Here is a 26,274-nt window from a genome sequence, read left to right on the forward strand (position 1 = left end):
CGGTGCGGACAGGCTGTTTTGGTGCGGGCTGCAGGACAACCCGCTGCTATTGTTTCGGGAGCAGTTCTTCAATGCCGCCTTCGTGGGCGGCCGTTCGCCCGGACGCCGCCTCGAGCCGGCGGAATCCGTATTCCTCCAAGCGCGCAATTTGCCAGTCTGTGAGATCGGTGTACGCGATGACAGACGGCGTGCCGGACGATTTATAAATCAAATTGCCGGTCACCGGGCATTGAAAGGCGTCGGCGACAAATCCTTCGCCGTCTTGAATCGTAAACAGCCGAATCGGCATAACGTTCATGTCATTCCCTCTTTCTTGGCATTGTCATGATTATCCGTGCCCCATCGGACGCCATTCTATACAAGCCGTTTGCCGACGATGACCAAATCGCGTTCCACCCCATCCAGTTCCGCCACGCGCGGAAAATATCCCCACCGTTCAAATCCGAAGCGGGAGAAAAGCCGTAAACTTGGTTCATTATGCGCAAAAATAAAGCCGAGCAGCGTCTTTATTTCAAGCGCTGGCGCCTTGTCGACCGCTTGCTTCAGCAACTTCGTCCCCAATCCTTGACCGCGGTGCGATTCGGCAATATAAATGCTCACCTCCGCCGTATGGCGGTACGCCGGGCGGCCGTAAAACGATTGGAAACTGAGCCAGGCACAAATATCGCCGCCATCTTCCACCACCCAAAGCGGCCGATGGTGAGGATCATGCGCTTCAAACCACGCCTTTCGGCTTTCCACCGACACCGGTTCCAAATCCGCTGTCACCATTCGGCTTGGGATCGTTTCGTTGTAAATGCGGACGATGTGCGGCAAATCGGCCGCCGTCGCATCGCGAATCAACCATCGCTCCATTTGGCATCCCCCTTTTTCCATCAGCCTTTCATTTCAAAAATCAGAAACATCACTATGTACAGCGAAAGAACACGAAACGCCAGCTCGTTTTGTATCATGTCGCTTGCGGCGTTTCTCAGCCCGTGTTCCCAAATGACGCGCACTCCTATTTTATCAGAAATGGGGGATGTTCGCGCCTTCTTCATATGTTCACCTGTGCCTCGCTTGTTATTGACGGCGCGCCCGCACCGCAAAGCGACTGTCCCCCGCCCAATCACCCGTGTCCCCCATTTAGGACGGCTGGCCGTTTCTTTCTCCAAGACGCAGCCCGCTCTCCCACGAAGGCCCCGCCTTCCTCCGACAAAGGCAAAAAAACGGCGTGAGTTCGGTCATCCCAGACTCACGGGGCTGACCCAAAACGCGAATGCGTTTTGGGATCAGCCCCCACTTTTTTGCCTCAAATATAGAAGAATCGCCCTTTTTTCTGGTAGAATAGAGTCACCAAAACCACTACCACCGAAAGAAGGGCGATTCTTTTATGAAACATGATCATATTTCCTTTAAAGAGTATACCATGGACAACCTCTCTTTGCCAAGCAACATCGCCGATCTCATTCCACGGGATAACATGGCCCACGTGGTTCATGAGATGGTTGAACGCATCCCGATGGAGACGTTTCTTGCTTACTACAAAGGAGGGGGCGCCTCCGCCTATCATCCGAAAATGATGACCAAAATTCTCCTTTACGCTTACACCCAAAAAATGTATCATGGCCGTGAGATTGCACGGCAGCTCGAAGTCCACCTTCCCCTCATGTGGCTAAGTGGATTTCAAAAGCCGGACTTCCGCTCCATCAATCGGTTTCGTTCGGAGCGGATGAAAGACCTGATTGACGACCTGTTCCGGGAAATGATCACGCTGCTCGTGGCCGACGGCTATGTCAAGATGGAAGATTATTTTGTGGATGGAACGAAAATTGAAGCGAATGCCAACCGGTACACCTTCGTTTGGCGCAAATCGGCTGAGAAGTACCAGGAGAAACTCCAAGCCAATGTCGATCGGCTGATTGCCCAGATCGAGGCGATCGTGGAAGAAGAAAAGGCGGAAGACATCGACCCTTCGCCGGCCTTTACGTCAGAAGAAATCCGAAAGAAAACCGAGGAGTGGGAAAAACGGTTGGAGGCCGAGCCGGACAACCAACCGTTGAAGAAGGCCATCAAGAAGATGAAGGAGGACTACTTGCCCCGCAGTGAAAAGTATGAACACCAACTCCATGTATGCGGGGATCGCAACAGCTATTCCAAGACCGATGTGGATGCCACCTTCATGCGGTTGAAGGAGGATCACATGCGAAACGGCCAGCTCAAGCCGGCCTATAACGTACAGGTGGGTTCTTCCGGCCAATTTATTTTGGGGTATTCCCTTCATCAGAGGCCGGGCGACACTCGTTGTCTTCTCCCGCATTTGGAGACCGTTCGAGAGAAGTACGGCGTGGAACCCGAACGTTTGATCGCTGACGCGGCTTATGGCTCGGAAGAGAACTACGTGAAGCTGGAAGAGAAGCACATATCGGCCTTGATCAAGTACCATACGTATGAGAAGGAGAACACGCGCAAGGTCAAGAAAAATCCGCATCATCAGCAGAATTGGACCTATGTGGAAGAAGAAGACGTTTGGATTTGCGCCAATGGGAAAAAGCTGGTTCGCACCGGAACTTCGAAACAGACCACGGAATCAGGATACACCTCGGTCACCCGACACTACCAATGCCATGAATGCGAAGGATGTCCGTTCCGTTCGGCCTGCACGACTTCCAAGTATGGACGAACCACGCAATGGAACCCCGTCTATCATGAACAAAAACAGAAAGCCCGCGAACGGTTGGAGAGTGAAGAAGGGCAAGCCCGATACCGCCAACGCCAAACCGACATTGAGAGTGTATTTGGGCAAATCAAACAAAATCGCGGGTTTCGTCGCTTTGTCCTGCGAGGCCTCCAAAAAGTTTCCATCGAATGGGGGCTGGTTTGTGCTGCCCACAATCTTCTCAAAAAAGCCGCTAGGGACAAGCAATTGTCCTTGGTGGCGTAAATGAGGGGGAGAACAGAGTCGGAATTTTGTTCCGTTTGGTAAAATATACAAAAACCAGAGAGGGCTGACTCCAAAAGTCCGCTTTTTGGCGGACTTTTGGGTCAGCCCCAACGCCCATCTGCAAAACAACACAACCGTCTTCTCTTACGTCACCCCAATGAAGCGACAACGTCGAATGACGAAGGCATGAACATTTCTTCCTCTAACGCAGCGACAAAGCGGCGTCCAACGATCGGCGAGCATCCCCGCCTATCGAAGTCAAGACGCGAGCACTCGTCACTCGCTTGCGGAAGCGCCTTTTTTCTTCCACTTCATCAAGGTCTCATAAACGATCGGGACAATGATCAGGGTCAAAAGTGTAGAGCTCGTCAATCCACCGATGACGGTCACACCGAGTCCTTTCGAAATCAACGCCCCGCCTTCCATTCCAAACGCAAGCGGAAGCAACGCGCCGACGGTCGCAATGGCCGTCATTAAAATCGGGCGCAAGCGCGTTCCGGCCGCTTCCAAGAGAGCGTCGCGCACCGGCAACCCCTCCCGTTCCTTCTGGATGACGCGGTCGATCAAGACGATCGCATTCGTCACGACGATCCCAATCAACATCAACATGCCGATCATCGCCGATATGCTGATGGTTTCGTCAGCAATAAACAGAGCCAGCAGCGCACCAATGACGGTAAACGGCAGCGAGAACAAAATCGCAAACGGCGCCAGACCGCCGCCAAATGTAACGACAAGCACGAAATAGACGATGGCGACAGCCGCAAGCATCGCCAATCCGAGCTGGGTGAACGCCTCTTCGATATCTTCGGTGACTCCTCCCATGTGGACATCGACATTGGACGGAACGCGCAGCTTGTCGATGGCCTTTTGCACGTCTGCCGACACAGCGGCGACGTCTTTCGTTTTCACTTCCGCCGACACGCTCGCGTATACCCGGCCGTCATAGCGCTGAACCTCACTGTACGTATGTCCTTTTTTCAACTCGGCCACATCTTCAATCAGCACTTGAATACCGATCGGCGACACGATCGTTTTCTTCATCAAATCACGAATATCGTCGTATTGCTCTTTTTCCGTTGCAATGTAGACGTTGAGATCTTCACCATCTTGCTTAACCGTCGCAATCGCTTGGCGCTCGCCATTCTCGGACAACGCTGCGGCGATTTGTGCAACAGTCAGCCCGAATTCACTTAATTTTTTCTGGTCGGCGACAAGCGTATATTCTTCAAACCGGGCGGACATGCTTGTTTTCACATTGGTCAACTCATCATGATCGCGCAAAATGTCCGCTACTTTCTCAACAATCGGCTCGATTTCTTCCATTTGATCCCCGTACACGTTAAGCTCAATCACATTGGATGTCCCGGTGCCCGAAACGTCCTGGCTTTGCCATTCCCCTTTGTCTCCGCGCTCATCAAGCGCCTTCATCACTTTTTCCTTCTCTTCGGCAAAGTTTTTCACATCGGGGTCATACTCGACATAAAACAGCGCTGCATTGTCCTGACCCGGGTTCATCGGGTTGCCCCCGCCGACAGACAGTTGAATGTTCTTTACTCCGTCGCGCTTCTCGAAAAACGCCTCCACTTCTTTAGCAATGCGTTCCACTTGATCCACCGTTTGCCCCGGAGCAGGACTGTACGTAGCAACAATCATTTTTTGCTCATCAGATGGCAAGAAGCTGACCCCAACATACGGGACGAGGAACAAACTTGCAACAAGCAGCAACACGGCTGCGCCGCTCACGATGAGTTTATGATCCAACGACCAACGGAGCACCGTTTTATACCAAGACGCCAAGAGGCTTTTTCTTTCCTTTGCCCGGACGCGTTTCGCTGCCACGCCATTGCGGAACAGCCAGTGAGCCAACGCCGGAACAACGGTAACCGCAACAATTAGCGAAGCGAGCAACGCAAACACAATCGTTAGCGCAAACGGCAAAAACAGCTCGCCAACCATCCCTTTGACCAATCCGAGCGGCAAAAAGACGGCCACCGTTACAATCGTCGACGACGCGATCGGGATAAACATTTCTTTCGTTGCCGAGACGATCAGTTCTTTTCCAGTGAGCGGTTCATCCGGCAATGTCATGCGCCGGTAAATGTTTTCCACAACAACGATCGAATCGTCAATGACGCGGCCGATCGCCACCGTCATGGCGCCAAGCGTCATGAGATTGAGCGTAATATCCATCTCATACAGCAGCAAAATCGCAATCAACAGCGACAGCGGAATCGACACGACGGAAATCAACGTCGTGCGGATGTTGCGCAAAAATAGGAAAATGACAATGACCGCAAACAGTGCGCCAAACACTGCTTTGTCCACCATCGTGTTCACCGAATCTTCAATCGGCTGCCCTTGGTCAAACACAGTGATAATGCGCAACCCGTCATAGCGCTTCTCGAGATCTTTGATTTTTTCCTTGACGGCGTTGACGACAGTGACCGTATTAGCGTCTTGCGCTTTCACGATTTGCACGCCGATTGACGGTTCACCGTTCGTCCGCGAAATCGATTCTGCTTTAGCGACGACTTCCACTTCAGCCAGATCGCTCAACGAAACAGAAGGAATCGAAGGAGATGTACCTGCTTGGCCAGAAGCGGCGCCTTGCGTTTGGGCCGCTGCTCCTTGACCTGCCGCCATTCCTTGCATCTGACCGGCCGCTCCCATTCCTTCGCCGCCTGCCATCGGTGACTGCGCTGCTCCATTAGCAGGGGCGATCGGAATGCGGAGCGCTTTTAAGTCATCGACCGTGACGATGCGTCCGTCGATGACGACCGATTTTTCCGTATCTCCAAACGTGTACAGACCGAGCGGAAGTGAAACAGCGGAAGCTTGAATGACGTTGATGACCGATTGTTCAGTCAGCCCATACTGCTTCAACTTCTGTTCATCGAATCGAATGTTCACTTCTTGCATTTGCTGGCCAGCGACTTCAACCGAATCAACGCCGTCGATGCCCTCCAATTCCGGGACGACATGACGCTCAACCGTTTCTGTCAGCTCAGCTAACGATTCGTCCGGATTGGTCACGCTTAATGAGATGACCGGAAAAGCGGAAAAGCTAATCCGGGAAACGTCCGGCTCCTGCGCCCCATCAGGCAGCTTCAAATGACTAAGCGCCTCTTTCACTTCATTTTGCGCTTTTTCCATATCTTTGTCGAAATCATATTCAATTTGTACAAACGATGCATGTTGAAAGGAAGAGGAACGGACAACCGTGACACCGTCCAAATGTTCGATCCGCTGTTCAATCGGCTCCGTCACCTTCTTGGCCACTTCTTCCGGCGTAGCCCCCGGATAGACCGTCGAGACGGAAATGAACGGAACGTTAATGTTCGGGATCGTTTCGAGTTTCATGTTCATTCCCGAATACAACCCTGCCACAGCAACAATAATCGTCAAAATCCAAATGGCGAGCTTATTATTGAGCGAAAACTGAATGACTTTCCTCACGCGCTTCTCCCCTTTAAATCCATGATCATATTGGTTCCACTTTCCTATGACTATACGGTCACAAGTTATATACTAATTGACCAAATGGTCATTTGTCAAAATTGGAAACCCACCTCATCTGATTGCTGAACATCGATCCGACATGCTGCTATGTATTCGAGCCCATTTCTAGGTCAACCATCCCGTCTTTTCTTCATTCAGGTTCCACCTTATCACACACCTCCCATCTTTTGTTATGCTCTAGCGACATATTTTTAGTTACGACTCAAGACGTATTTTGGATTCAACTGTGTAAAAAAGACATGGATGATCTTGTTTCTGCGGTTGGCTTTTGTTTTTTGACCGTTAAAATTGCGTGAACAGCCACGCGGCGAATACATCCGGTTGGGACAATCCGGCAATCGCCACGTAGATAAGCAAAACAAAGGATATAAGAAAAGCAAGATGGAGGATATGTGCAGTTACCGTATGGAGCTTGAAAAAGTGTCAGGCTCATGCTCCTTTTTCACTTGATTAGATGACTCATCGGCAGGAAATAAAAAGTCCTTGAAAGAGCGCCCGCTCCATCAAGTCCCCAAACCATTTCCTAACTATGTTGGTTTAATAGCTTCTTTTCATTGTTTGACTACATGTACGAGGTCCTTCCCGAGAATTTTACACTGATGAGAAAAACATAGTCAGATTTGTGATTTTGAACTGAAATAATTGGAAAAAGACAGTTCAAAATAATGTGCTAGTTACATTCTCATTTTTAATCTTAGCTTTTGTAAGATGTCTTTTTCAACATAATATACACCTTGACCGTCGGTATTACTTCCATACATCATTTGCCCATTAAAACACCAACAAAAATCCGCCCTCATTCAATGAGAGGGCGGTTCATTCGGGTGGAAATCGACACAAAGGCCCCGACGTCTTTTATGACAAGAAGGCGGTAAACGGTGGGGGAACGATTGCTGTCTTGCATCTACACAGGACCGAAACAAAGGCTGTCTTGGCTCATTCGGTTAGTGGGCGGCTTCTCCCTTTTCCTCCAGTTCGGCCACCGGCACGTCCCGACGCTCATTGAGCCGGCCGTCGCGCAAATGGACAGTTGCCATTTGGTTTTCTTCGTCATACCCGTCAATCCAAACCGATACCCCGTTGTAATACACAGGAATATCGGCAGGTGATGAAACGATTTGTTTTACACGGTTCATGTCCATAACCCACTATCCCCTTTCACTGACGTTTCGTTTCCTAGTATGGAAAAGAACAGGAATGTTTATGCAAAAACCGTCCACACTAAAGAAGGAATCAACCAAAAGAGGGATAGATGATGAAAATGAGGAACTTGCTTGTTTCCTATTGGCGGATGTCAACCGTTCTCCGTCTGTTCGCTATCGCGAGCGCCATTATCGTCTTGTTTGGTGCACTGATGCATGTGATTGAGCCGGAGACATTCCGCACCATCTTTGATGGCATTTGGTGGGCGATTGTGACCGCGGCCACGATCGGCTACGGCGACATCGTGCCCAAAACAGTCGCTGGAAAGATGGCGGCCATCGTGCTCATCGCACTGGGCACCGGCATTCTCACCGCCTATTTCGCTTCCGTCTCCGCGGCGGCCGCCGCCCAAGAAACGGCGCGCACAAGCGGGCGCCTTGAGTATCGGGACCAGGATCACGCCATCGTGGTCGGCTGGAACGAACGGGCGCGGGAAGTGCTGCTTCGCCTCGCCCGGCGCGAGCCGTCGCTCCGTTTTGTGCTGATCGACGCAACCGTGCCGTCCCACCCACTCCCTGATGTTCCCGTTCATTTCATTAAAGGGGCAGCCGGCGATGATGCGGTGTTGGAGAAGGCGAACATTCAAAAAGCGCGGTTTTTGCTCATTACTGCGAATCCGCACAAAGCCGAGGCAGAAGCGGACAAAGACGCGATCGTGACGCTGCTGGCAGCCAAAAGCCTCAACCCGTCGGTGTACGCCATCGTCGAAATCTTAACGGCGCGCAACGTCGCAAACGCCTTCCGCGCCGGCGCCGACGAGGTGATTGAGACGAACTTGCTGGCGAGTTTCGCCATGGCCGCCAGCCTCCGCTCCCCGGGCGTCGCCGGCGCGCTTACGGCGATGCTCAGCCGCTCGGGCACGCAGACGCTCTCCTTGCTTGAGCCGGATGTCGAATGCATCGGACAGACGTTTCATGACGTGCAGCAACGGCTGCTTGGGCGCCACATCACCGCGCTTGCCGTCGTCTGCGCCGACAACCGGACCGTTTCCGTTTCGCCGCAGCGCCTCATTGAAGAAGGAGACCGCCTGTTCGCGATCGTTCCTTAATCGAGCAGGCGGCGCTCCAACTCTTGAACGAGCGCTTTACCGACGGAAATATACCGCTCGGGAACGGTCGCATCCGGGTCTTGCGGTTCGGCAAACTGGTTGAACGCCGCCCCCACATTGCCCACATCGGCGAAATCATCAATTCCTTGTTGATATTTATGCGCAAGCAAAAACGGCCGCCCAAGCTCCACCGTCGTTCCGTGCGAATCAAGCTGCCCGTCGACCGCCCGAAACGGCACGCGCAAAAACTGATAGCCCGCGTCATCGGCGATTTTGTAGTCGAAATAGCCGTGATCGTAGTCCCACCCGCCGCCGATTGTATATCCCATTGGTTTTAATTGCTCTTCCAAATGGTACAGTTGAAATTGTTTCCCTTCCAAACGCGATGGCATTTCAATCATGCACAATCCCTCCTTTCTTTTATCGTTTCCCGTTCGGCGGGGATTATTTGTCCGCGGCAGCTTCAGACGCTTGGCGAAAAACGGCAGGGGGCGATATAGCCGCGCCCGGGCGTTGTGCGGCCGAACGACCCGGTTCATGTATAACAAAACACCTCTTCCCCCGCAAAAGGGAAGAGGCGCTTTTTCCGTCGTTCCGTCCGCCATTTTGGGCGCGACTCGGGTCGAGCCGCGAGTCATCTCCCCCGAGAAAACAGCGGCTTGGCGATGGAACACGTTGTTATTTCAACCGTTTCTCCAGTTCTTCCTTCAACTGCTCATAGCCTGGTTTGCCGAGGAGGGCGAACATATTCTTTTTGTATGCTTCCACTCCCGGTTGGTCAAATGGATTCACCCCGAGCAAGTAGCCGCTCATGGCGCATGCTTTTTCAAAGAAGTAGACAAGGTAGCCGAACGTATATTCATCAAGCTTCGGCAACGTGATGACCAAGTTCGGCACGCCGCCGTCCGTATGGGCGAGCAGCGTCCCTTCGAACGCTTTTGTGTTGACGAAATCAACCGTTTTTCCCGCCAAATAGTTGAGTCCGTCAAGGTCGTTGTCTTCCGCTTCGATGACCAATTCATGGCGCGGTTCTTCCAGCTTCAACACTGTTTCAAACAAATCGCGGCGCCCTTCTTGAATGTATTGGCCGAGCGAATGCAAATCGGTCGAGAAATCAGCGGAAGCCGGGTAAATGCCTTTTTGATCCTTCCCTTCGCTTTCGCCGAACAGCTGCTTCCACCATTCGGCGAAATAGTGCAGCGCTGGTTCGTAGTTGACGAGCAGCTCGATCGTTTTCCCTTTGTTGTACAAAATGTTGCGGATGGCGGCGTATTGGTAAGCGGCGTTTTCCTCAAGCTCCGAGGAGCTAAAATCGTCACGCGCTTTGGCCGCTCCTTCCATCATGGCGTTAATGTCCGCGCCGCTTGCGGCAATCGGCAGCAACCCGACCGCCGTCAGCACCGAGTAGCGGCCGCCGATGTCATCCGGAATGACAAACGTTTCGTACCCTTCCTCATTGGCGAGCGTCCGAAGCGCGCCGCGCTTGCTGTCCGTCGTCGCGTAAATGCGGCGGCGCGCTTCCTCTTTGCCGTATTTCTCCTCAAGCAGCTTGCGGAAAATGCGGAAGGCGATCGCCGGCTCGGTCGTCGTCCCCGATTTGGAAATGACGTTGATCGAGAAGTCTTTCCCTTCCAAGAAATCGATGACGTCTTTCATATACGTCGAGCTGATGTTGTTGCCGACAAAAATGATTTGCGGCGTTTTCCGCTTTTCTTTTGGCAAGGCGTTGTAAAACGAATGGTGCAGCATCTCGATCGCCGCCCGCGCGCCAAGGTACGAGCCGCCGATGCCGATGACAACAAGAACATCAGAGTCCGATTGGATTTTTTTCGCCGCCTCCTTGATGCGGGCGAATTCTTCTTTGTCATAGTCGACCGGCCAGTCAAGCCAGCCTAAAAAGTCGCTTCCAACACCGGTTTTTTCATGAAGCGAATGATGCGCGACTTTCACGGCATCACGCAAGTATGTAAGCTCATGTTCGCCAAAAAAGGCGAGCGCTTTGGAATAGTCAAAGCGAATGTGGGTCATCGATTTCCGCCTCCCCTTCAAGAATCATTGTCTTCTTTCACTTTAGCGGAATAAACAAGGGAAATCAAGCAGCCCACCTTTTTTGGAAACGGATTCATTTTTCGCCATGTTCGCCGTGCCGATTTCCTTGCGTGACACCTGGAGGGATGGTGATGCAACGAAAAAGACAGCTTATCCCAACCATTTTTCAATTAGAGAAACCTTGTGAAGTTCGTCTTCTTTCCTGATGAAACGTCGCCGATTTGGGAACAAAACTCGTTTTTCACCAGCCTTCTAGGGGCTCAGGCTGCTCGCCTCAAGAAACGTAATCAACGTTGTGCTTTTTCCTCATTCGAGAACCATGGATTCGGGCGAGGCGGCTGTTTTTCGCGCCCTCCTCCCTTTCCGCCGTCCTGCGGGATTGGGAGCGCACCCAGGCAAACCAAGAAAATAGGAAAAGCGCCAGCTCAGGCAGATTCCGTCGCCGAGCCGGCGCCATCATCGATTGATTCGCGAAACCGCCGCATCGCCTCATTACAGGGAAGCGCGCAAAATGGCGAGCACATCATCGCGGTTCAATGTTTTGAAACGGCCGAACTCGCCAAACGCCATCGCTTTATCGGCCATCAGCTCCAAGTTTTCCTCGCCGATGCCATAGTCCGCAAGCCGCGACGGCGCCCCGAGGCTCGACCAGAACTCGCGCAGCCGCTCGATGCCTTCAAGCGCCACATCCCGCTCCGATTTGCCCGCCGGATCGACATCAAAGACGCGCACCGCGAGCTGGGCGAAACGGCTGACATTTTCATCGAGCACATGCTTCATCCAGTTCGGGAACAAAATCGCCAATCCCCCGGCGTGCGGGATGTCATACACGGCGGAAACGGCATGCTCAATATTGTGCGTCGCCCAGTCGCCGCGGACGCCCATTTGCAAGAAGCCGTTTAAGGCGATCGTGCCCGAGTACATGATCGTCTCGCGCAGCTCGTAGTTTTCCAAATCGTTGATCAGTTTGGGCGCCGTTTCGATCACGGTTTTCAACACCGCTTCACACATCCGGTCTTGCAATGGCGTGTTCGGCGTATGGTGGAAATATTGCTCAAACACATGCGACATCATATCGACAATGCCGTAAACCGTATGGTCTTTCGGAACGGTCATCGTATACGTCGGATCCAAAATCGAAAATTGCGGGAACGTAAACGGGCTGCCCCAGCCGTATTTTTCTTTCGTCTCCCAGTTTGTGATCACCGAACCAGAATTCATCTCCGACCCGGTCGCCGCCAGCGTCAAGACGACGCCAAACGGCAGGGCGCCGGTGACGGGCGCTTTTTTCGTGATAAACTCCCACGGATCGCCATCGAATTTCGCCCCGGCGGCGATCGCTTTCGTGCAGTCGATGACGCTGCCGCCGCCAACCGCCAGCAAAAATTCGACGCCTTCCCGCTTGCAAATGTCCACCCCTTTTCTTACGGTCGAGACGCGCGGGTTCGGTTCGACGCCTGGCAGTTCGATGACCTCGGCGCCAATATTCCCCAATATCTTCATGACTTCCTCATACAATCCGTTTCGTTTGATGCTGCCGCCGCCATACACGAGCAGCACTTTCTTGCCGTAGCGCGGCACTTCTTCTTTGAGCCGTTCGAGCTGCCCTTTTCCGAAAATCAGTTTCGTCGGGTTGCGGAAAATAAACTCTTGCATATGGATGCCCTCCTTTTCCTGAATCTATTATGGCAGCGCCTGCCACCGGTTGTAAAGCCAACTGCTTTGGCGGCAAACGATGCATATTTTTCACGACTGCGATTCATCTTATAAGTTGAAAAGAAATTTTCCAAAGGAGGCAAACAAGATGGGAGCATTGCAGCGCATTGCGCTATTGTTGACCATTATCGGCGCCATTAACTGGGGACTGATCGGCTTTTTCCAATTTGACTTAGTCGCCGCCATTTTCGGCGGCCAGGACGCCGTTTGGTCGCGCATCATTTACAGCCTTGTCGGCATCGCCGGCTTGATCAACCTGGCGTTGTTGTTCAAACCGGCCGAAGAGCTCGAGCGCACTGAACCGAAACCGACCCGCACCTGAACGGGGCGGGACACCGCAGTTTGCGGGCGAAACCGGACACTCACCGCTTGGCGGTGAGTGTTTTATTGTTTTGGCAAATCTTCCTTCTTCGACTGCTCGATCCATTCACGCAGCTTTTCTTTTAGCGGGCGGAATCCCGGCTCAAGCGGCATTTTGATGCGCGCCTGGCGCTTCTCCGCGCCTGGTTCAAGCGCCTTCAAGGACAAGCTCGCCCGCTTCATCTTCCAGTCGACATCAAGCACTTTGACGGTCACGTCATCGCCGACATTGACATAATCGCGCACATCTTTGACAAATCGGTGCGAAATCTCGGAAATATGGATGAGCCCCTGCATGCCGCCCTCAAGCTGGACGAACGCGCCGTACGGCTGAATACCTGTCACCTTCCCTTTCACAATGGCTCCTCGTTTGATCGTTGGCAAGCAAAACACTCCTATTGGTGAATTTCATCGTTTCTGTATTATAACATAAGGGGAAGGCAAAACCCAAAAATGAGGGGATAGGCCCAAGCGATTGTTTTTCTTGCACGAATGTGCTTGCTCCGTGGCGCGCGGCTCGCCGCCAACTGCCGACCCGATGGATTTTTTCCTAAACCGGCCGCCCCCCGGTCGTGTCCTTGCCGCTCTTTCGCGCGTATAGGCGTCAAGAAAAAGCCGGCGCAAACAGCGGTTCCGAACCAAGCCGCCATTACCGCTCCGTATGGATGAGGGCGTGTGCATGCGAAAACGGAAAAAGGCGCCCCACTTCCGCGTGGGCGCCTTGGCCGCCGGCTACAAACGCGCCAAAAACCGTTTTATTCGTTTGACGGCTTCCTGCAGCTGTTCAAGCGACGACGCGTACGAACAGCGAACATGTCCTTCTCCGCTTTGGCCAAAGACGCTGCCGGGGACGACCGCCACTTTTTCTTCGATGAGCAGCCGCTCGGCGAACTGCTCTGACGTCATGCCGGTATGCCGAATGGATGGAAACGCGTAAAACGCGCCACCTGGCATATGGCATGGCAAGCCGATTTCATTGAGCGACGACACGAAATAATTGCGCCGCCGCCGGTAGCTGCTGCGCATCTCGGCGACATCGCGCTCCCCGCTGCGAAGCGCCTCAAGCGCCCCGTATTGCGCCATCGTCGGCGCGCACATGATCGCATACTGATGGATTTTCAACATCGCCTGCAAAATGTCTTCCGGCGCCGCAGCAAATCCGAGCCGCCAGCCGGTCATCGCGAACCCTTTCGAAAACCCGGAAATCAAAATCGTCCGCTCGCGCATGCCGCTGACGGCGGCCATGCTCATATAGCCGTCGTCATACGTCAGTTCGGCGTAAATTTCGTCGGCGATGACAAGCAAATCGTGCTCTTTCGCCAGGCGGGCGAGCGCTTCAAGTTCAGCCGGATGGAGAACCGTGCCGGTCGGGTTGTTCGGCGAGCAAATGATGATCGCTTTCGTCCGCGCGGTGAGCGCCTGCTCCAGCTGCGCCACATGGAGTTGAAACCCGTCGGCGCCCGTTGTCTGCACCGCCACCGGCGTCCCGCCGGCAAGCACGACAAGCGGCTCATACGCCACGAAGCTTGGCTCGACGACGATCACTTCATCGCCCGGGTCGAGAATCGCCCTCAGCGCCAAATCGATCGCCTGGCTCGCCCCGACCGTCACCAAAATTTCCGTCTCCGGCCGGTAGTCGACGTGAAACTTGCGGCGCAAATAGGCGGCGATCTCTTGGCGGAGCTCCAAAAGCCCGGCGTTTGGGGTATAGGACGTATAGCCTTGCTCAAGCGACAAAATGCTCGCTTCGCGGACGCTCCAGGACGTGACAAAATCCGGTTCGCCGACGCCGAGCGAAATGACACCCTCCATGCCGGAAGCGAGATCGAAAAAGCGGCGGATGCCGGACGGCTTCAAGGCGGCGACCGTCTTCGACACGTATGTGTTTCGCATTTGCGGCTTCATGGCGACACCACGATGCGGCGATCTTGATCTCCTTGACCAAAGACGATGCCGTCATGTTTGTATTTTTTCAAAATGAAATGGGTCGTCGTTGAAATGACAGAATCGAGCGTCGACAACTTTTCCGATACAAACTGGGCAATTTCTGACATTGACCGCCCTTCAATGACGACCGACAAGTCGTAGGCGCCGGACATCAAATAGACGGATGTCACTTCCGGAAAGCGGTAAATGCGCTCCGCCACCTCGTCAAAGCCGACGCCGCGCTTCGGGGTCACTTTCACATCGATCATCGCCGTCACCCCTTCATGACCGTCCACCTTCCGCCAGTCGACGAGCGCGGTATATTGGACGATCACTTTCGCCTCTTCCAGCTTTTTGACGAGTGCCTCCGTTTCCGCAACTGGCAGGCCGACCATTTTCGCCAACATATCAAGCGGCGTACGCGCATCTTTTTCTAATATTTTGACAATTTCTAGTTCTTTTTCACTCAGTTTCACTTTGTCTTCCTCCCTTTCATCCATTTCCGCAAACCGGCCGCCGGATGCCGTCACGGGGGCGAACAAGATGCGGCGTGTTTCAGTTTGAGAAGCCGGCGGGCGAGTTTTTGACAGTCGCGGACAGGAATCGTTTTGTCAAACGCGAATTCATATATGGACTGAATACGGGCGGCCAGCGTGCGGGGATCATCCGTATCGTACACCGCCTGAAGCACGTCGACCGCTTCCACCTCGTAGGCGCCGTTTCCGAGGCCGAACGGGTCCCAGGCGCCGACGGTCTCAAGAAGCAGCCGGTTCAACTGCTGTCCGTCCATGCTGTCCATCCACCTTTCTTGCTGCTATGATATAACCAATTATAAGCCATCGATTCGAAAAAAAGAAGGGAGAAGATGCAACAATGTTTCCGTCCGATGAGGGAAAAAGCCATGCCCAAAACGGGGAAGGCACGGCCGCGTCCCTGTTCGACCGCGTGATTGACCGCCGGGGCACGCTGTCCGTGAAATGGGATGATACAAAGCGCGTATTCGGGCATGAAGACGTCTGGCCGATGTGGGTCGCCGATATGGATTTTCCGGCGCCGCCCGAAGTGCAGGAAGCGCTGCGGCGGCGGGTTGAACACGGCGTGTTTGGCTACACCGTCATTCCCGATTCACTCAAAGAAGCGGTGTGCCAATGGCTTGAACGCCGTCATGACTGGACGATCGATCCGTCTTGGCTCGTGTTTGCCCCTGGCGTTGTGCCGGCGGTCGCCGCTGCCATTGAGGCGTTTTCGCAGCCGGGGGATGGCGTCGTCGTGTTCTCGCCCGTCTATCGGCCTCTGTTTGATCTCGTCCGCCGCCACGGACGCACGCTCATATTCAGCCCGCTCCGGCTGGCGGAAGAGAACTACGTCATCGACTGGAACGACTTGGAAGCCAAACTGCCCGGGGCAAAGCTGCTCATCCTTTGCCATCCGCACAATCCCGGAGGCAAATCGTGGACGGCCGCCGAGCTCGAGCGGCTCGGGGAGCTGTGCCTCAAACACGGCGTCTTCGTCTTATCGGACGAAATTCACGCCGATTTGACGCTTCCGCCGCACCAGCATGTGCCGTTCGCCGCGCTTCGTCCCGAGTTTGCGGCGCAAAGCGCCACATTCCGCGCGCCGACGAAAACGTTCAACCTGGCCGGCTTGCAGGCGGCCGAAGCGGTCATTCCCGACGATTCGCGGCGCCGGGCGTTCCGCCGCATCCAGCAGCGTCACGGCTTTTTTACGTTGAATGCGTTCGCCGTTGTCGGGGCGGAGGCCGCGTACCGATGCGGCGGGTCGTGGCTCGACGCCTTGCTTGCCTACTTGCAGGAAAACATCGAGGCGGCCGCCGCCTATTTGGCCGACCGTCTGCCGGCGCTTCACCTCATCCGGCCGCAGGCAACGTATCTCATCTGGATCGACTGCCGCGGCCTCGGCCTTTCCGAGGAGGAGCTGAAACGGCGGCTGTTGGAAAGTGGAAAACTGGCTGTTGAATTCGGCAGCAAATTCGGTCCCGAAGGCGCCGGCTTCATCCGCTTAAACGCCGCCTGCCCACGCCCGACGCTCGAAGAAGGGCTGCGGCGGCTGGGGGCGGCGCTAGGCTAGCTTTGCGCCAAAGAAGTGCGGCCAAGCGAATGGCGAAACGGAAACGAAACAGCACCAAATCCGTTGCGGGATTCCTCTATCCATGTCAATCAAAAAGGAAAAGGAAGCCAAACGATCGTTCCTTCCCGTTCTCTGTTCTGCCAACCATGTGCCGCAGAGGCCGTGCAACCGTCGCTTTCGCGCATTTGCCATGCGAAGAGCTGTCCCGGCAACGTGAAACAGGGGCCCGCACGCGAGCCCCTGTTTCATGACGACTTGATTTCCCCGCAGGCGATCCGCCTGCCGGCGTCGCCGGCCGGCTGGGTCATGCCGTCGTCTTTCTTGGCGTGAATGACGATCGATGTTCCGTCTTTCGTCAAGAGCGTCCCTTTTTCCCCTTCCCGGAGCGTCACATTCGGCGCCGTCAGCTCGACGTTGACCGTTCCGTCCTCCTTCACAATGATGTTCGGCAAATCGCCGGCGTGCGCCCCTTCCGGATGGAGAAGGCCGTGCTTTTTCCCGTCCGGGTTGTAATGCCCGCCCGCCGACTGAAAATCAGGCGGCTGGCAACTTCCTTTTTCATGAATATGAATGGCATGCTCCCCCGGCGGGAGCCCTTCCAAATCGAGCTTCAACCGCACTCCTTCGGCTAGCTCCGTCAATTCCACCGTACCGATCCGATCGCCGTCCGCATTGATCATCTCCACCGTCCGGCTCGTTCCTTCATCTTGCCCGCAGCCGGACAACACGAGCAGCACGGCGGACATGATCGCATATGATCCACGCAACACAAACTCCCCCCAGCTTCACATCCGTTATCCGCCATTATTGCCGGGGAAGCGCCGGTTTATACATGCGGCGGCTGTTTTTGTCTGTCCTGTTTGCCGAGCAGCTGTTCTTCCAGCTGCTTCGCCTCCTTCTCCTGACGCCGGGAAATGACGACGATGAGCCGCATGGTAAACACCGCCATCAAGAAAAAGACGGCAAAGGAAATCGCCGCCGGAATGTATTCACGCTTGTCTTCCGGAAAGTACAAAAACAAGTTCAACACCCATGGCCACATCGCAAACAACCTTTCTGCCGTAAAATCATCTATCATTATAGCATAAAAAAGCCGCTGCCAACGCAGCCGGCTATAGCGCAAACTTTTTCCTCAGCTGGGTGAAATCGATCCGCTCGCCGAGCGTCGGCGGCTTCGTCTTCGCCAAATACTTTTTGTCGTTTTCGATGAGCCGGAAGATCGTGTAGGCGGTAAACGCATCATCGAGCGCACAATGGGCTTTTCCAACTGCTTCGTTTCCATACTCTTGCACCGCTTTGCGCAAGGCGGTTTGGTTTTTGTTGCCGAAAAACCGTTTATACTCCAAAGCCAAATCGCGGTGTTCGCCGGTGAATGGAAATGCGACTTGCGCCGACTGACAGTTTTCCCGGAGCACTTTCATGTCCATGCCGCCCCATGTAATGACGGTCGTCGGGCGCTCTCGGTCATACCGCCGGAGCAAGGAAACGAGATCAAAAAAGCTCATGCCGCCATCAATTTGCGCTTGGGTGATGTTGAGGAACGATTTGCACCGGTCGGTGAGTTGCGGAAAACGGAGCGGTTTCACATAGGAGGAAAATTGGCTCACGATTTGCTCCTCAACAACCGCAACAAGGCCGACTTCGATAATTTCCGGGCAAAACCCGCTCGGATTCGTTTTCGTCTCCGGCATCGTAAATTCGAAATCGAGAAACAAATATTGCGGGTCATCCATCGCCGCTTCCCCCCTTTCTTCCATACAGCCGTAATGGGTCTTACTTATTATTATATCACGTAGAAGCCATTGTTTATTTCTTTTTTCAGAAAAGGGCGAAAAAGAGGCGGATGCCGTGAAAGCGGAGTGGTCTGGAGAAACCCAAAGGATATCCCGCTATTTCTTCTCTACTTTGCGCTTTTCGTTATACGTTCTCTCCGTTCGGCTAAATCATCGCGAACCGTCCCTTCCCACGGGCGAACACCGGAGTAGTACGCCGCACGGCTGATCAAATGAGCTGACACCGGAGATGTTAAAAAAAGAAAGACAATAGCCAACAACAAACGGGAATTGAAATGATCGTGCTTCAACCAAAAGTAAAATAACGTCCCCATTAAGATAAAAATCATCCCTAGAGTAGTGCTTTTGCTAATGGCATGGCTTCTCGTATAGACGTCAGGGAGGCGGAGGGCGCCGATGGCCGAAATCAACGTTAACAGCGCGCCAACCATGACGAGCAACATGATCACCCCATCAATGATTTCCGTCACGTTCAATCACAACCCCCTTTTGCAAAAACTTAGCAAACGCCGCCGTTCCAAGAAATGCCAAAATTCCAATCAGCAAAATAATTTCTAAAAACACGCTCGTCTCCAATATGATGGACAGCACCGCCACAATGCCTGCCAGACAAATCCCAATCGCATCAAGCGCAATGACCCGGTCCGCCACAGTCGGGCCCTTGACAACCCGATACAGAAAGCAGATGACAGCAAGCGACAACAACGTCAGCGCGACATTGAACACCACCATCACCGGCTCACCTCCAAAATCATTTTTTCAAATGATGTCTTGATTTGTCGGATGACTTCATCCACATCCGGAGCATCAATCGTATGAATATAAATCTCTTTCTTATCATCAGAGACGTCGATCACAAACGTTCCGGGCGTCAATGTAATCAAGCTCGACAACAGCGTAATTTCCCAGTTCCTTCTCACCTCAAGAGGAAGAGCGAAAATGCAAGGTTTCATGTCCAGCGACGGGGAAAGAACAATCTTCAAAACAGCCCAGTTGGCCAACAACAACTCTTTGATGAAAATGAGCGCCAGCTTTCCAATCACAAACAACGGTACGGCATAAAACGTCGTCGAGAAATATCTTCGCAACACAAAAATGATGCCGAAACCAAGAAGATATCCAATGACAAACGATGATCCACTAAACGAATCAGCAAGAAACATCCAAACGAATGCCAATATCACATTGAGCAGCAATTGTTGCGCCATTTGCCTCTACTCCTTCAGCACGGACTCAATATATATTGACGGATCCGCCAACGTCGCCGCCGCCTGGGCGATATATGGACGAACAAATTCGGCCCCGACGCCGTATAAAACGGCCAAGGAAAGAAGCGCGACAATCGGCACATACAGCGGGGCGACTCGTTTTTGCTCATACCCGCGCGCTTCTCCCCAACAAGATTGAATAAAAATTTTCATCACCGAATAAAGCACAAGCAAGCTGGATAATAACACAACCAGCGCAAACAGAAGCTGTCCTTTTTCAAACGCCGCCCGAATAATGAGCGCTTTTCCGATAAACCCGCTGAACGGAGGAATGCCGCTTAGCGCAAGAGCGGAAAGGAATACGGTCCAGCTAAGCAGTGGATACGAACCGAGCAGTCCGCTGAACTGCCCGAGTTGATTCGTTCCCGCGACATACGCAATCGCCCCGATAATGAAAAAGAGCGCCGTTTTCATGACCATGTCTTGCAGCAAGTAAAAGATCGTGCCTTCCATACTTTCTTCTGTCATTAAAGAAATGCCAAACGCCATCACACCGATGGCCGCCACAATGTTATAAATGGCGATTTGCCGCATATCGCGGTAAGCCACGGCGCCAATGACGCCAAATACAACGGTCGCGATCGCCAACCACGCTAAAATCGTATGCGTATAGCCGACATCTTGACGGAAAATGAGCGAGAAAGTGCGCAAGATCGAATACACACCGACTTTTGTCAACAAGCCGCCAAACAACGCAAGCACAGCTGACGGCGGAGCGGAATAAGCCCCCGGCATCCAAACATAAAACGGAAACAACGCCCCCTTTAACCCAAAGACAATGAGAAAAAGCAAGCAAATGACCGTCAATACAGCAGTGTTGTCTGCTTGAGAAATCCGTACGGCTAAGTGCGCCATATTCAATGTGCCGGTCACGGCGTACAAATAGCCGACGGCGATGACAAACAACGCTGATGAAAACACATTGATCACCATATATTTCATCGTTTCCTGAAGCTGGATTTTCGTGCCGCCATGAACGAGAAGCGCATACGATGACATAAGCATCACTTCATAAAACACGAATAAATTAAAAATATCCCCTGTGGTAAACGCCCCGTTCACTCCGACAATGAGAAACTGAAAAAAAACATAGTAGTACATAGACGCCAGTTTCGAATCAATCGTGAAAAATGAATACAGCAGGCAAGCGAACGCGATCATGCTCGTTGTCAACACCAGGAGCGCTGAAAGCATGTCAGAGACGAGCGTAATCCCAAACGGTGCCGGCCAGTTTCCAACGTCCAGCTTCTGCATCCCTTCATGGTCGACAAGGCGCACAAGCCAAGCGCCCGCAGCGATGAGCACCCCTGCTGACACGAGGGAAATCATTTTTTGCGCTTTCAATGATTTCACGCAAAACATCAAGATGACCGCTGTCGTCAATGGAATCGCAATCGGAAAAATTACGGCATTAGTCATGGTCTTCCTTTCCCCTCATCTGTTCAATATTGTCCGTCCCGATCTCCTGATAAGCACGATACGCCAAAACGAGCAAAAACGCCGTGACACCAAAGCTAATGACAATCGCCGTCAAAATCAGCGCCTGCGGAACAGGATCGACATAGTGTTCCGCCTGCACGTCAAGCAGCGGCGGCGCTCCTTTTTTCAATCCTCCCATCGTCAATAACAGCAAGTGCGCTCCATGGCTTAACAATCCCGTGCCGATAATGATCCGAAGCAAACTTTTGCTTAACATTAAGTACGTAGCGCCGGCAAACAAACAGCCGATGACAATAATCATGACGACTTCCATTTATTCATCCTCTCCTATCGTTTCGATAATCGTCATGGTCACCCCGACAACGACCAAATAGACTCCTAAGTCAAACAAGACGGCCGTATGGAGCGAAACATCCCCAAGCAGCGGCAGCATGACATGGCCATGGGCGTGCGTTAAAAACGGGACATCGAATAATAAGCCGCCAAGACCTGTTCCTAAGGCAAACAGCAGCCCGACACCAATGAGCGTGCGATACGAAACCGGGATCATCGACCGGACGGTTTTGATGTCAAACGCCAGCAGCAGCAAAATGATGGCGCCGGCGGTAACGAGACCGGCAATGAATCCGCCGCCCGGGTAATAGTGGCCGGCGAAAAAAAGCTGAATCCCAAATAAAATGATCATAAACGTGACAACGGCCGTTACCGTCCGCAAAATGAGCTCATTCATATTTGCCGCTCTCCCCTTTCGGAGCTTTCAGCTTCACTAAAGCGTAAATGCCGAGTGCCGCGATCGCCAGCACACAAATTTCAAAAAGTGTATCAAATCCGCGGAAGTCAACTAAGATGACGTTGACAATATTTTTTCCAGCCGCTTTTTCATACGCGTTTTCAATATGGTATTGAGCGATCGATGCAAAGTTTTTCTCACTGTACGCCAACAAGGCGATCACGCTGACCAACGCGCCGACGCCAAGCGAAATAAGAGCGTTCCCAAGCCGGAATCGAACGCCTTTCTCATGGTGGCTGAGCTTCGGCAAATGATAGAAGCAAAGCAAAAACAGCGAAACAGAAATCGTTTCAATGACAAGCTGGGTCAATGCCAAGTCAGGCGCCCGGAACAACACAAAGAAAAGGGAAACCGTATAGCCGACCGAACCTAACGCGATAATCGCAACAAGACGTGATTTGGCCGCCACAGTCGTCGCTGTTCCGATCAAGGCGACCAACGCCAATATCAGTTCATGGATGCCCACTTCCGCTAAATGGCTTAGCGAGAGCCTTCCATCTACTTTCAAAACAATCGTTGCGACAAGCAGCGCGATCATTACGGACAAAATATACAAGAAATACGTCCGAACATACCCGGTCATGTAACGGCTTGTCAGCGAATACGACTGCTCTTCCATCTGCCGCACGACCGTGTCATATAAGTGATTCAGTGAAAGCCGCTGCGAAAACGCGCCGTACACGCGCCGCCATGAATCAAACGTCCGATATAGCAACACGCCAAGGACAATCACTCCGATCGTCATCCACACTTCGGCCGTCCATCCGTGCCAATGACTAATGTGCACGGAAAGCCCTTCCCGACGGAACAAGCCGTTAACAACAGCATCCACCGCCGGAGCAATCACCGTGTTGGACAACACATTCGGAAACAGTCCAAAACCGATGACAAGGACGGCCAGCACCACCGGCGCCACAAGCATCCCCACCGGGGCTTCATGCGGCCGTTTCGGCCATTCCGAAGGCCTCGGAGCGCCAAGAAACGTTTTCCCAACAAAAAGAAGGCTGTACAAAAAGGTGAACACGCTCCCCACCCAAGCGAGCACCGGAAACAAGATCCCCCAGACATCAAGCGAAAACAAATGGGCGTTCGCCACCTGCACCATGGCCGCAAAAAACATTTCTTTGCTTAAAAATCCGTTAAACGGAGGCACACCTGCCATCGACAATGAACCGATGACCGCAACGGTAAACGTGACGGGCATAACGCTGAGCAGCCCGCCAAGACGCCGGATATCCCGCGTCCCGGTCTCATGATCGACAATGCCGGCAACCATAAACAAGCTTCCTTTAAACGTCGCATGGTTGATTAAGTGAAACACTGCTGCCACCACGGCCGCCATATATAAACGACGATCGCCCGGATCGCCATGAAAAGCCAGCGCTCCAGCGCCAAGCAGCGACATAATCAACCCGAGCTGGCTCACCGTCGAATAGGCGAGCAATCCTTTCAAATCTGTTTGGCGAGCGGCATGAAACGATGCCCAACAAAGCGTCGCCATTCCAATGCCCATCACCAACCAAACCCATAGCGAAGAAACAGCAAAAATCGGAGTGAAGCGAGCCACTAAATAAATGCCGGCTTTCACCATGGTGGCCGAATGCAAATACGCGCTGACCGGCGTCGGCGCTTCCATCGCGTCCGGAAGCCAAATGTAAAACGGAAACTGCGCGGATTTGGTAAACGCGCCAAGCAAAATCAAGAGCATCGCCGGAAAAAATAACGGATGTTGCGGCCACGCATCTGCCATAGCCATCCAATCGCGAATGCTGTACGACCCTCCACTCATGACCGAAAGCAATAAAAATCCTCCAAGCAAAGACAACCCGCCAAGCACGGTGATGAGCATCGATTTTTGCGCCCCATACCGCGAGCGTTCACGCTCATTCCAGTAGCCAATCAATAAAAAGGATGAAAACGATGTCAATTCCCAAAATAGATAGAGCGCCATTGCGTTGTCCGAAAGAACGACGCCAAGCATCGCTCCCATAAACAAAAGCAAATACACGTAAAAGTGGCCGAGTTTTTCCTTTTCCTTTGGCAAATAGTAAGTCGAATACAGCACGACAAGAGAACCGATCCCTGTGATTAGCAACGAAAAGAGCAGCCCTAACCCATCCATATAGACTTGAAAATCCATTCCTAGAGACGGAATCCAAGGGATCGTTTGTCCGTAGGGGGTAAGAGGGAGATGTTGAATAAAATATAAAAACAATAAGACCGGTAGTGGGAGCACAAACCATCCGGTATGAATCGAACGCACATATTTATACAAAAACGGAACGAATAAAGCATAAATCAGTGGTGAGACAATTGCCAAGTTTAACATGAACCATCCTCCTTCCCTATTGTTTCCCCTCACATCGCCCCGCTTATCCTACTTCGTATTGTATCATAAACTCCCGCCTCTGTCGGCACAACGGTCTGCTGAAAATCAAGCCAGACTTTCGCCGCCTATCTGTATACGAAAAATTCCTAAAAAAGTTTTCCCTTACGCTGCCAATCGCCTCGTTTCTATGGCACCGGCTTACAGCGCAACGAGTATAAATAAGTAGTAATCACGCAGAAAAGGAGGAGCAAGCCCATGGTTTATTTCCTGCCCCCTGCGGCATGGGCAAGGCCGTACCCGTCGGTCGACCCCGCTATCTTCTCCCAATCGGCTGCCACCGCCCAGACGCTCATGAACGATGCTGGAGTCATTATGAACCTCCCCCACTTACGCCTGTAGGCGTTGAAGTGGGGGTTTCTTGCCTTTTTCTTTCCGGGTGTTTCACGATACACCGGGTTTCCCGTGTATCTCGTGACCAAGCACGGAAACACAACAGAAAGAAATAGCAAGCAACATCATGCCAAAGCATGAAGGGTGGGAACTCACCATCTACTACTTCTCGCTTACGCGATCCGTAGATACTTGTGGTTCGTTATTTTCATCGGTCGGAATTCTCCATATAAGTGTTTTGTAAGAATATTGCATGCCGAATGGACATCCCGATGCTGAGAATAACCACAAGCACAAATAAAATTTCTAGAAGAAGGTTTTTTCTTCTTCCCGCAAACAGGACATGTTTGCGTGGTATACGATTCATCCACTTTTTCAAAAGTGATGCCTTTAGCTTCTAGTTTGTATTTCAAATAGTCGTAGAGTTTGCCAAAACACCAGTTCGATAATTTTTGGTTCACCAATTTGGATCGCTTTTTCTTTTTGTTGCGCTGGACGCCTTCGACATCGCCTATCATGAAATGTTTGACGTTTTGTTCCAAACACCAATCGACCAATTGTTTGGTCGTTTTATGCAAGCAGTCTTTTAATTGCGCTTCGCTTTTCGATAAAATATATTGCTTCGCGCGGTTATATTTTTTCCATTTACGCGAACCTTTTTTACATTTGGACATCTTTTTTTGCAGTTCTGCTATTTTTTTATTTCGAAGGCGATGAATGCTTCTTATTTTTCTACCGGTGATGATGATGCTGCTTCCGTTTTCGCTGACGGCACTAATGGCGTGAATTTCGCCAGGATCACCGGCAGCGATAGTTCCTTCTTTTTTAGTAGTTGGTTGTTCACCGTTTTCATAACTGAGGCAAAGCATGAGTTTCCAATGTTTCGCATCAAAAATGAGTTCGATTTCTTTGACAGTGCCGTTTGGAATTTGTTCTTTATCGATTTTCACTACAATAGGAGGTTGGTTTTTTCTTTCCCAGCGACCCATTTTCAGTTCAATGGTCCCATTTGGGTGAATGATAAATCCGTTATTTGCCCATTTCGTGTTGAAATATTTTTTCTGTTTGTACGGATATTTGTTATCTAGCCCTTTTTGTTTGGCTTTTTTGGCGCTGTCTCTGGCGTTCAAATATTTATGGCATACGGCTTGAATGCTTTGGCTATGGATCGGGTATTTGCCCTTCGTTTGTTTTTGAAGTTCGGTTTGGTTGATCCATTTTCCATTATTCTTTAATGCATAGTTTTTGGCAATGACTAAACAGTCATTCCAAATTTGAGCCGATATTCGGTTGCATTCGAATAATCGATCGATATCTTTTTTTGATGTTTGAAAAGGTATTTTGACCGTTCGATACATCCTTTCACCTCCTTACTTATAATATAAAATATGAATAACTCACATTTCGCACCCTAACAAGGTCAAAACAA

At 52.1% G+C, this 26,274-nt stretch carries 27 protein-coding genes; 4 read left to right on the plus strand and 23 right to left on the minus strand.

Translation table 11 applies throughout. The features are described 5' to 3' along the window. Positions 1-46 precede the first annotated feature (46 nt). From ACR1UW_RS15580 to ACR1UW_RS15590, 3 genes are read right to left on the minus strand one after another with little or no spacing between them, the layout of a single operon-like run. Positions 47-298, minus strand: a complete 252-nt coding sequence (locus tag ACR1UW_RS15580) for a hypothetical protein (protein ID WP_033016279.1) — start codon at positions 296-298, stop codon at positions 47-49. A gap of 56 nt (positions 299-354) precedes the next feature. After that, entirely contained in the window at positions 355-855 is a 501-nt protein-coding gene (locus ACR1UW_RS15585) for a GNAT family N-acetyltransferase (RefSeq protein WP_082063613.1), read from the minus strand. A gap of 20 nt (positions 856-875) precedes the next feature. Next, a complete protein-coding gene (locus ACR1UW_RS15590) occupies positions 876-1,154 on the minus strand; it encodes a hypothetical protein (protein WP_011888101.1) in 279 nt (92 codons plus the stop codon). A gap of 218 nt (positions 1,155-1,372) precedes the next feature. Between ACR1UW_RS15590 and ACR1UW_RS15595 the strand changes: the two genes are divergently transcribed. Continuing rightward, on the plus strand, positions 1,373-2,923 hold the full coding sequence (locus ACR1UW_RS15595; RefSeq protein WP_171698435.1) for an IS1182 family transposase: 1,551 nt from the start codon (positions 1,373-1,375) through the stop codon (positions 2,921-2,923). A 276-nt stretch (positions 2,924-3,199) separates the two neighbouring features. On the opposite strand, the gene ACR1UW_RS15600 is transcribed toward ACR1UW_RS15595, so the two are convergent. After that, the gene (locus ACR1UW_RS15600; RefSeq protein WP_498934001.1) at positions 3,200-6,382 is read right to left on the minus strand and encodes an efflux RND transporter permease subunit; all 3,183 of its coding nucleotides are present in this window, start codon (positions 6,380-6,382) and stop codon (positions 3,200-3,202) included. Positions 6,383-7,389: 1,007 nt separating this feature from the next. Then, complete coding sequence (locus ACR1UW_RS15605) at positions 7,390-7,587, minus strand: H-type small acid-soluble spore protein (protein ID WP_008881789.1); 198 nt, start codon at positions 7,585-7,587, stop codon at positions 7,390-7,392. Between the two features lie 113 nt (positions 7,588-7,700). Between ACR1UW_RS15605 and ACR1UW_RS15610 the strand changes: the two genes are divergently transcribed. Continuing rightward, entirely contained in the window at positions 7,701-8,696 is a 996-nt protein-coding gene (locus ACR1UW_RS15610) for a potassium channel family protein (protein ID WP_498935332.1), read from the plus strand. Here the strand turns inward: ACR1UW_RS15610 and ACR1UW_RS15615 are convergent. The 3 genes from ACR1UW_RS15615 to ACR1UW_RS15625 all read right to left on the minus strand — a co-directional run bounded on the left by ACR1UW_RS15615 (position 8,693) and on the right by ACR1UW_RS15625 (position 12,401). After that, on the minus strand, positions 8,693-9,097 hold the full coding sequence (locus ACR1UW_RS15615) for a YugN-like family protein (protein ID WP_498934003.1): 405 nt from the start codon (positions 9,095-9,097) through the stop codon (positions 8,693-8,695). The genes ACR1UW_RS15610 and ACR1UW_RS15615 overlap by 4 nt on opposite strands. Positions 9,098-9,374: 277 nt before the next feature. Further along, positions 9,375-10,724, minus strand: coding sequence for a glucose-6-phosphate isomerase (locus ACR1UW_RS15620; protein WP_096224649.1), 1,350 nt, complete (start codon positions 10,722-10,724; stop codon positions 9,375-9,377). Positions 10,725-11,237: 513 nt separating this feature from the next. Next, positions 11,238-12,401 (minus strand): iron-containing alcohol dehydrogenase, encoded by a 1,164-nt coding sequence (locus tag ACR1UW_RS15625; protein WP_011232396.1) that lies wholly within the window; start codon positions 12,399-12,401, stop codon positions 11,238-11,240. Positions 12,402-12,549: 148 nt separating this feature from the next. Between ACR1UW_RS15625 and ACR1UW_RS15630 the strand changes: the two genes are divergently transcribed. Then, positions 12,550-12,783: a DUF378 domain-containing protein gene (locus tag ACR1UW_RS15630; protein WP_498934006.1), complete on the plus strand. Its 234-nt coding sequence runs from the start codon at positions 12,550-12,552 to the stop codon at positions 12,781-12,783. Positions 12,784-12,845: 62 nt separating this feature from the next. On the opposite strand, the gene yugI is transcribed toward ACR1UW_RS15630, so the two are convergent. From yugI to ACR1UW_RS15650, 4 genes are all read right to left on the minus strand, one after another. Then, the gene (gene yugI, locus ACR1UW_RS15635) at positions 12,846-13,205 is read right to left on the minus strand and encodes a S1 domain-containing post-transcriptional regulator GSP13 (RefSeq protein WP_033010720.1); all 360 of its coding nucleotides are present in this window, start codon (positions 13,203-13,205) and stop codon (positions 12,846-12,848) included. Positions 13,206-13,553: 348 nt separating this feature from the next. Further along, positions 13,554-14,726, minus strand: coding sequence for an aminotransferase (locus ACR1UW_RS15640; protein ID WP_237420764.1), 1,173 nt, complete (start codon positions 14,724-14,726; stop codon positions 13,554-13,556). Next, positions 14,723-15,223, minus strand: a complete 501-nt coding sequence (locus ACR1UW_RS15645; protein ID WP_033010737.1) for an Lrp/AsnC family transcriptional regulator — start codon at positions 15,221-15,223, stop codon at positions 14,723-14,725. Before ACR1UW_RS15645 ends, ACR1UW_RS15640 begins: the two co-directional genes overlap by 4 nt. A gap of 50 nt (positions 15,224-15,273) precedes the next feature. Further along, positions 15,274-15,537 (minus strand): DUF1871 family protein, encoded by a 264-nt coding sequence (locus ACR1UW_RS15650; protein ID WP_498934010.1) that lies wholly within the window; start codon positions 15,535-15,537, stop codon positions 15,274-15,276. Between the two features lie 83 nt (positions 15,538-15,620). Here ACR1UW_RS15650 and ACR1UW_RS15655 point away from each other — a divergent pair, with 83 nt between their 5' ends. Continuing rightward, positions 15,621-16,835 carry a MalY/PatB family protein gene (locus ACR1UW_RS15655; RefSeq protein ID WP_498934012.1) on the plus strand — a complete coding sequence of 405 codons (1,215 nt, stop codon included), beginning with the start codon at positions 15,621-15,623 and terminating at the stop codon, positions 16,833-16,835. 245 nt (positions 16,836-17,080) lie between these two features. On the opposite strand, the gene ACR1UW_RS15660 is transcribed toward ACR1UW_RS15655, so the two are convergent. From ACR1UW_RS15660 to ACR1UW_RS15710, 11 genes are all read right to left on the minus strand, one after another. Further along, entirely contained in the window at positions 17,081-17,581 is a 501-nt protein-coding gene (locus ACR1UW_RS15660) for a superoxide dismutase family protein (protein WP_276521925.1), read from the minus strand. An 80-nt stretch (positions 17,582-17,661) separates the two neighbouring features. Beyond that, positions 17,662-17,877 carry a hypothetical protein gene (locus ACR1UW_RS15665; protein ID WP_033010715.1) on the minus strand — a complete coding sequence of 72 codons (216 nt, stop codon included), beginning with the start codon at positions 17,875-17,877 and terminating at the stop codon, positions 17,662-17,664. A 70-nt stretch (positions 17,878-17,947) separates the two neighbouring features. Then, complete coding sequence (gene kapD / locus ACR1UW_RS15670; RefSeq protein ID WP_033016292.1) at positions 17,948-18,568, minus strand: 3'-5' exonuclease KapD; 621 nt, start codon at positions 18,566-18,568, stop codon at positions 17,948-17,950. A 167-nt stretch (positions 18,569-18,735) separates the two neighbouring features. Further along, complete coding sequence (mnhG, locus tag ACR1UW_RS15675) at positions 18,736-19,071, minus strand: monovalent cation/H(+) antiporter subunit G (RefSeq protein ID WP_049624271.1); 336 nt, start codon at positions 19,069-19,071, stop codon at positions 18,736-18,738. A 10-nt stretch (positions 19,072-19,081) separates the two neighbouring features. Continuing rightward, entirely contained in the window at positions 19,082-19,360 is a 279-nt protein-coding gene (locus ACR1UW_RS15680) for a Na(+)/H(+) antiporter subunit F1 (protein ID WP_183084033.1), read from the minus strand. Continuing rightward, a complete protein-coding gene (locus tag ACR1UW_RS15685) occupies positions 19,360-19,836 on the minus strand; it encodes a Na+/H+ antiporter subunit E (RefSeq protein ID WP_498934014.1) in 477 nt (158 codons plus the stop codon). The genes ACR1UW_RS15680 and ACR1UW_RS15685 overlap by 1 nt, the downstream gene beginning before the upstream one ends. A 6-nt stretch (positions 19,837-19,842) precedes the next feature. Continuing rightward, the gene (locus ACR1UW_RS15690; RefSeq protein ID WP_498934016.1) at positions 19,843-21,315 is read right to left on the minus strand and encodes a Na+/H+ antiporter subunit D; all 1,473 of its coding nucleotides are present in this window, start codon (positions 21,313-21,315) and stop codon (positions 19,843-19,845) included. After that, positions 21,308-21,649: a Na(+)/H(+) antiporter subunit C gene (locus tag ACR1UW_RS15695; protein WP_237420770.1), complete on the minus strand. Its 342-nt coding sequence runs from the start codon at positions 21,647-21,649 to the stop codon at positions 21,308-21,310. The genes ACR1UW_RS15690 and ACR1UW_RS15695 overlap by 8 nt, the downstream gene beginning before the upstream one ends. Next, positions 21,650-22,066, minus strand: coding sequence for a Na(+)/H(+) antiporter subunit B (locus ACR1UW_RS15700; protein ID WP_055358299.1), 417 nt, complete (start codon positions 22,064-22,066; stop codon positions 21,650-21,652). Continuing rightward, positions 22,059-24,455, minus strand: a complete 2,397-nt coding sequence (locus tag ACR1UW_RS15705; RefSeq protein WP_498934019.1) for a Na+/H+ antiporter subunit A — start codon at positions 24,453-24,455, stop codon at positions 22,059-22,061. The genes ACR1UW_RS15700 and ACR1UW_RS15705 overlap by 8 nt, the downstream gene beginning before the upstream one ends. 563 nt (positions 24,456-25,018) lie before the next feature. After that, on the minus strand, positions 25,019-26,203 hold the full coding sequence (locus ACR1UW_RS15710) for an RNA-guided endonuclease InsQ/TnpB family protein (RefSeq protein WP_033017188.1): 1,185 nt from the start codon (positions 26,201-26,203) through the stop codon (positions 25,019-25,021). Positions 26,204-26,274: the final 71 nt, after the last annotated feature.

The sequence above is a fragment of the Geobacillus lituanicus genome, from assembly GCF_050994965.1.
Lineage (GTDB): Bacteria > Bacillota > Bacilli > Bacillales > Anoxybacillaceae > Geobacillus > Geobacillus stearothermophilus.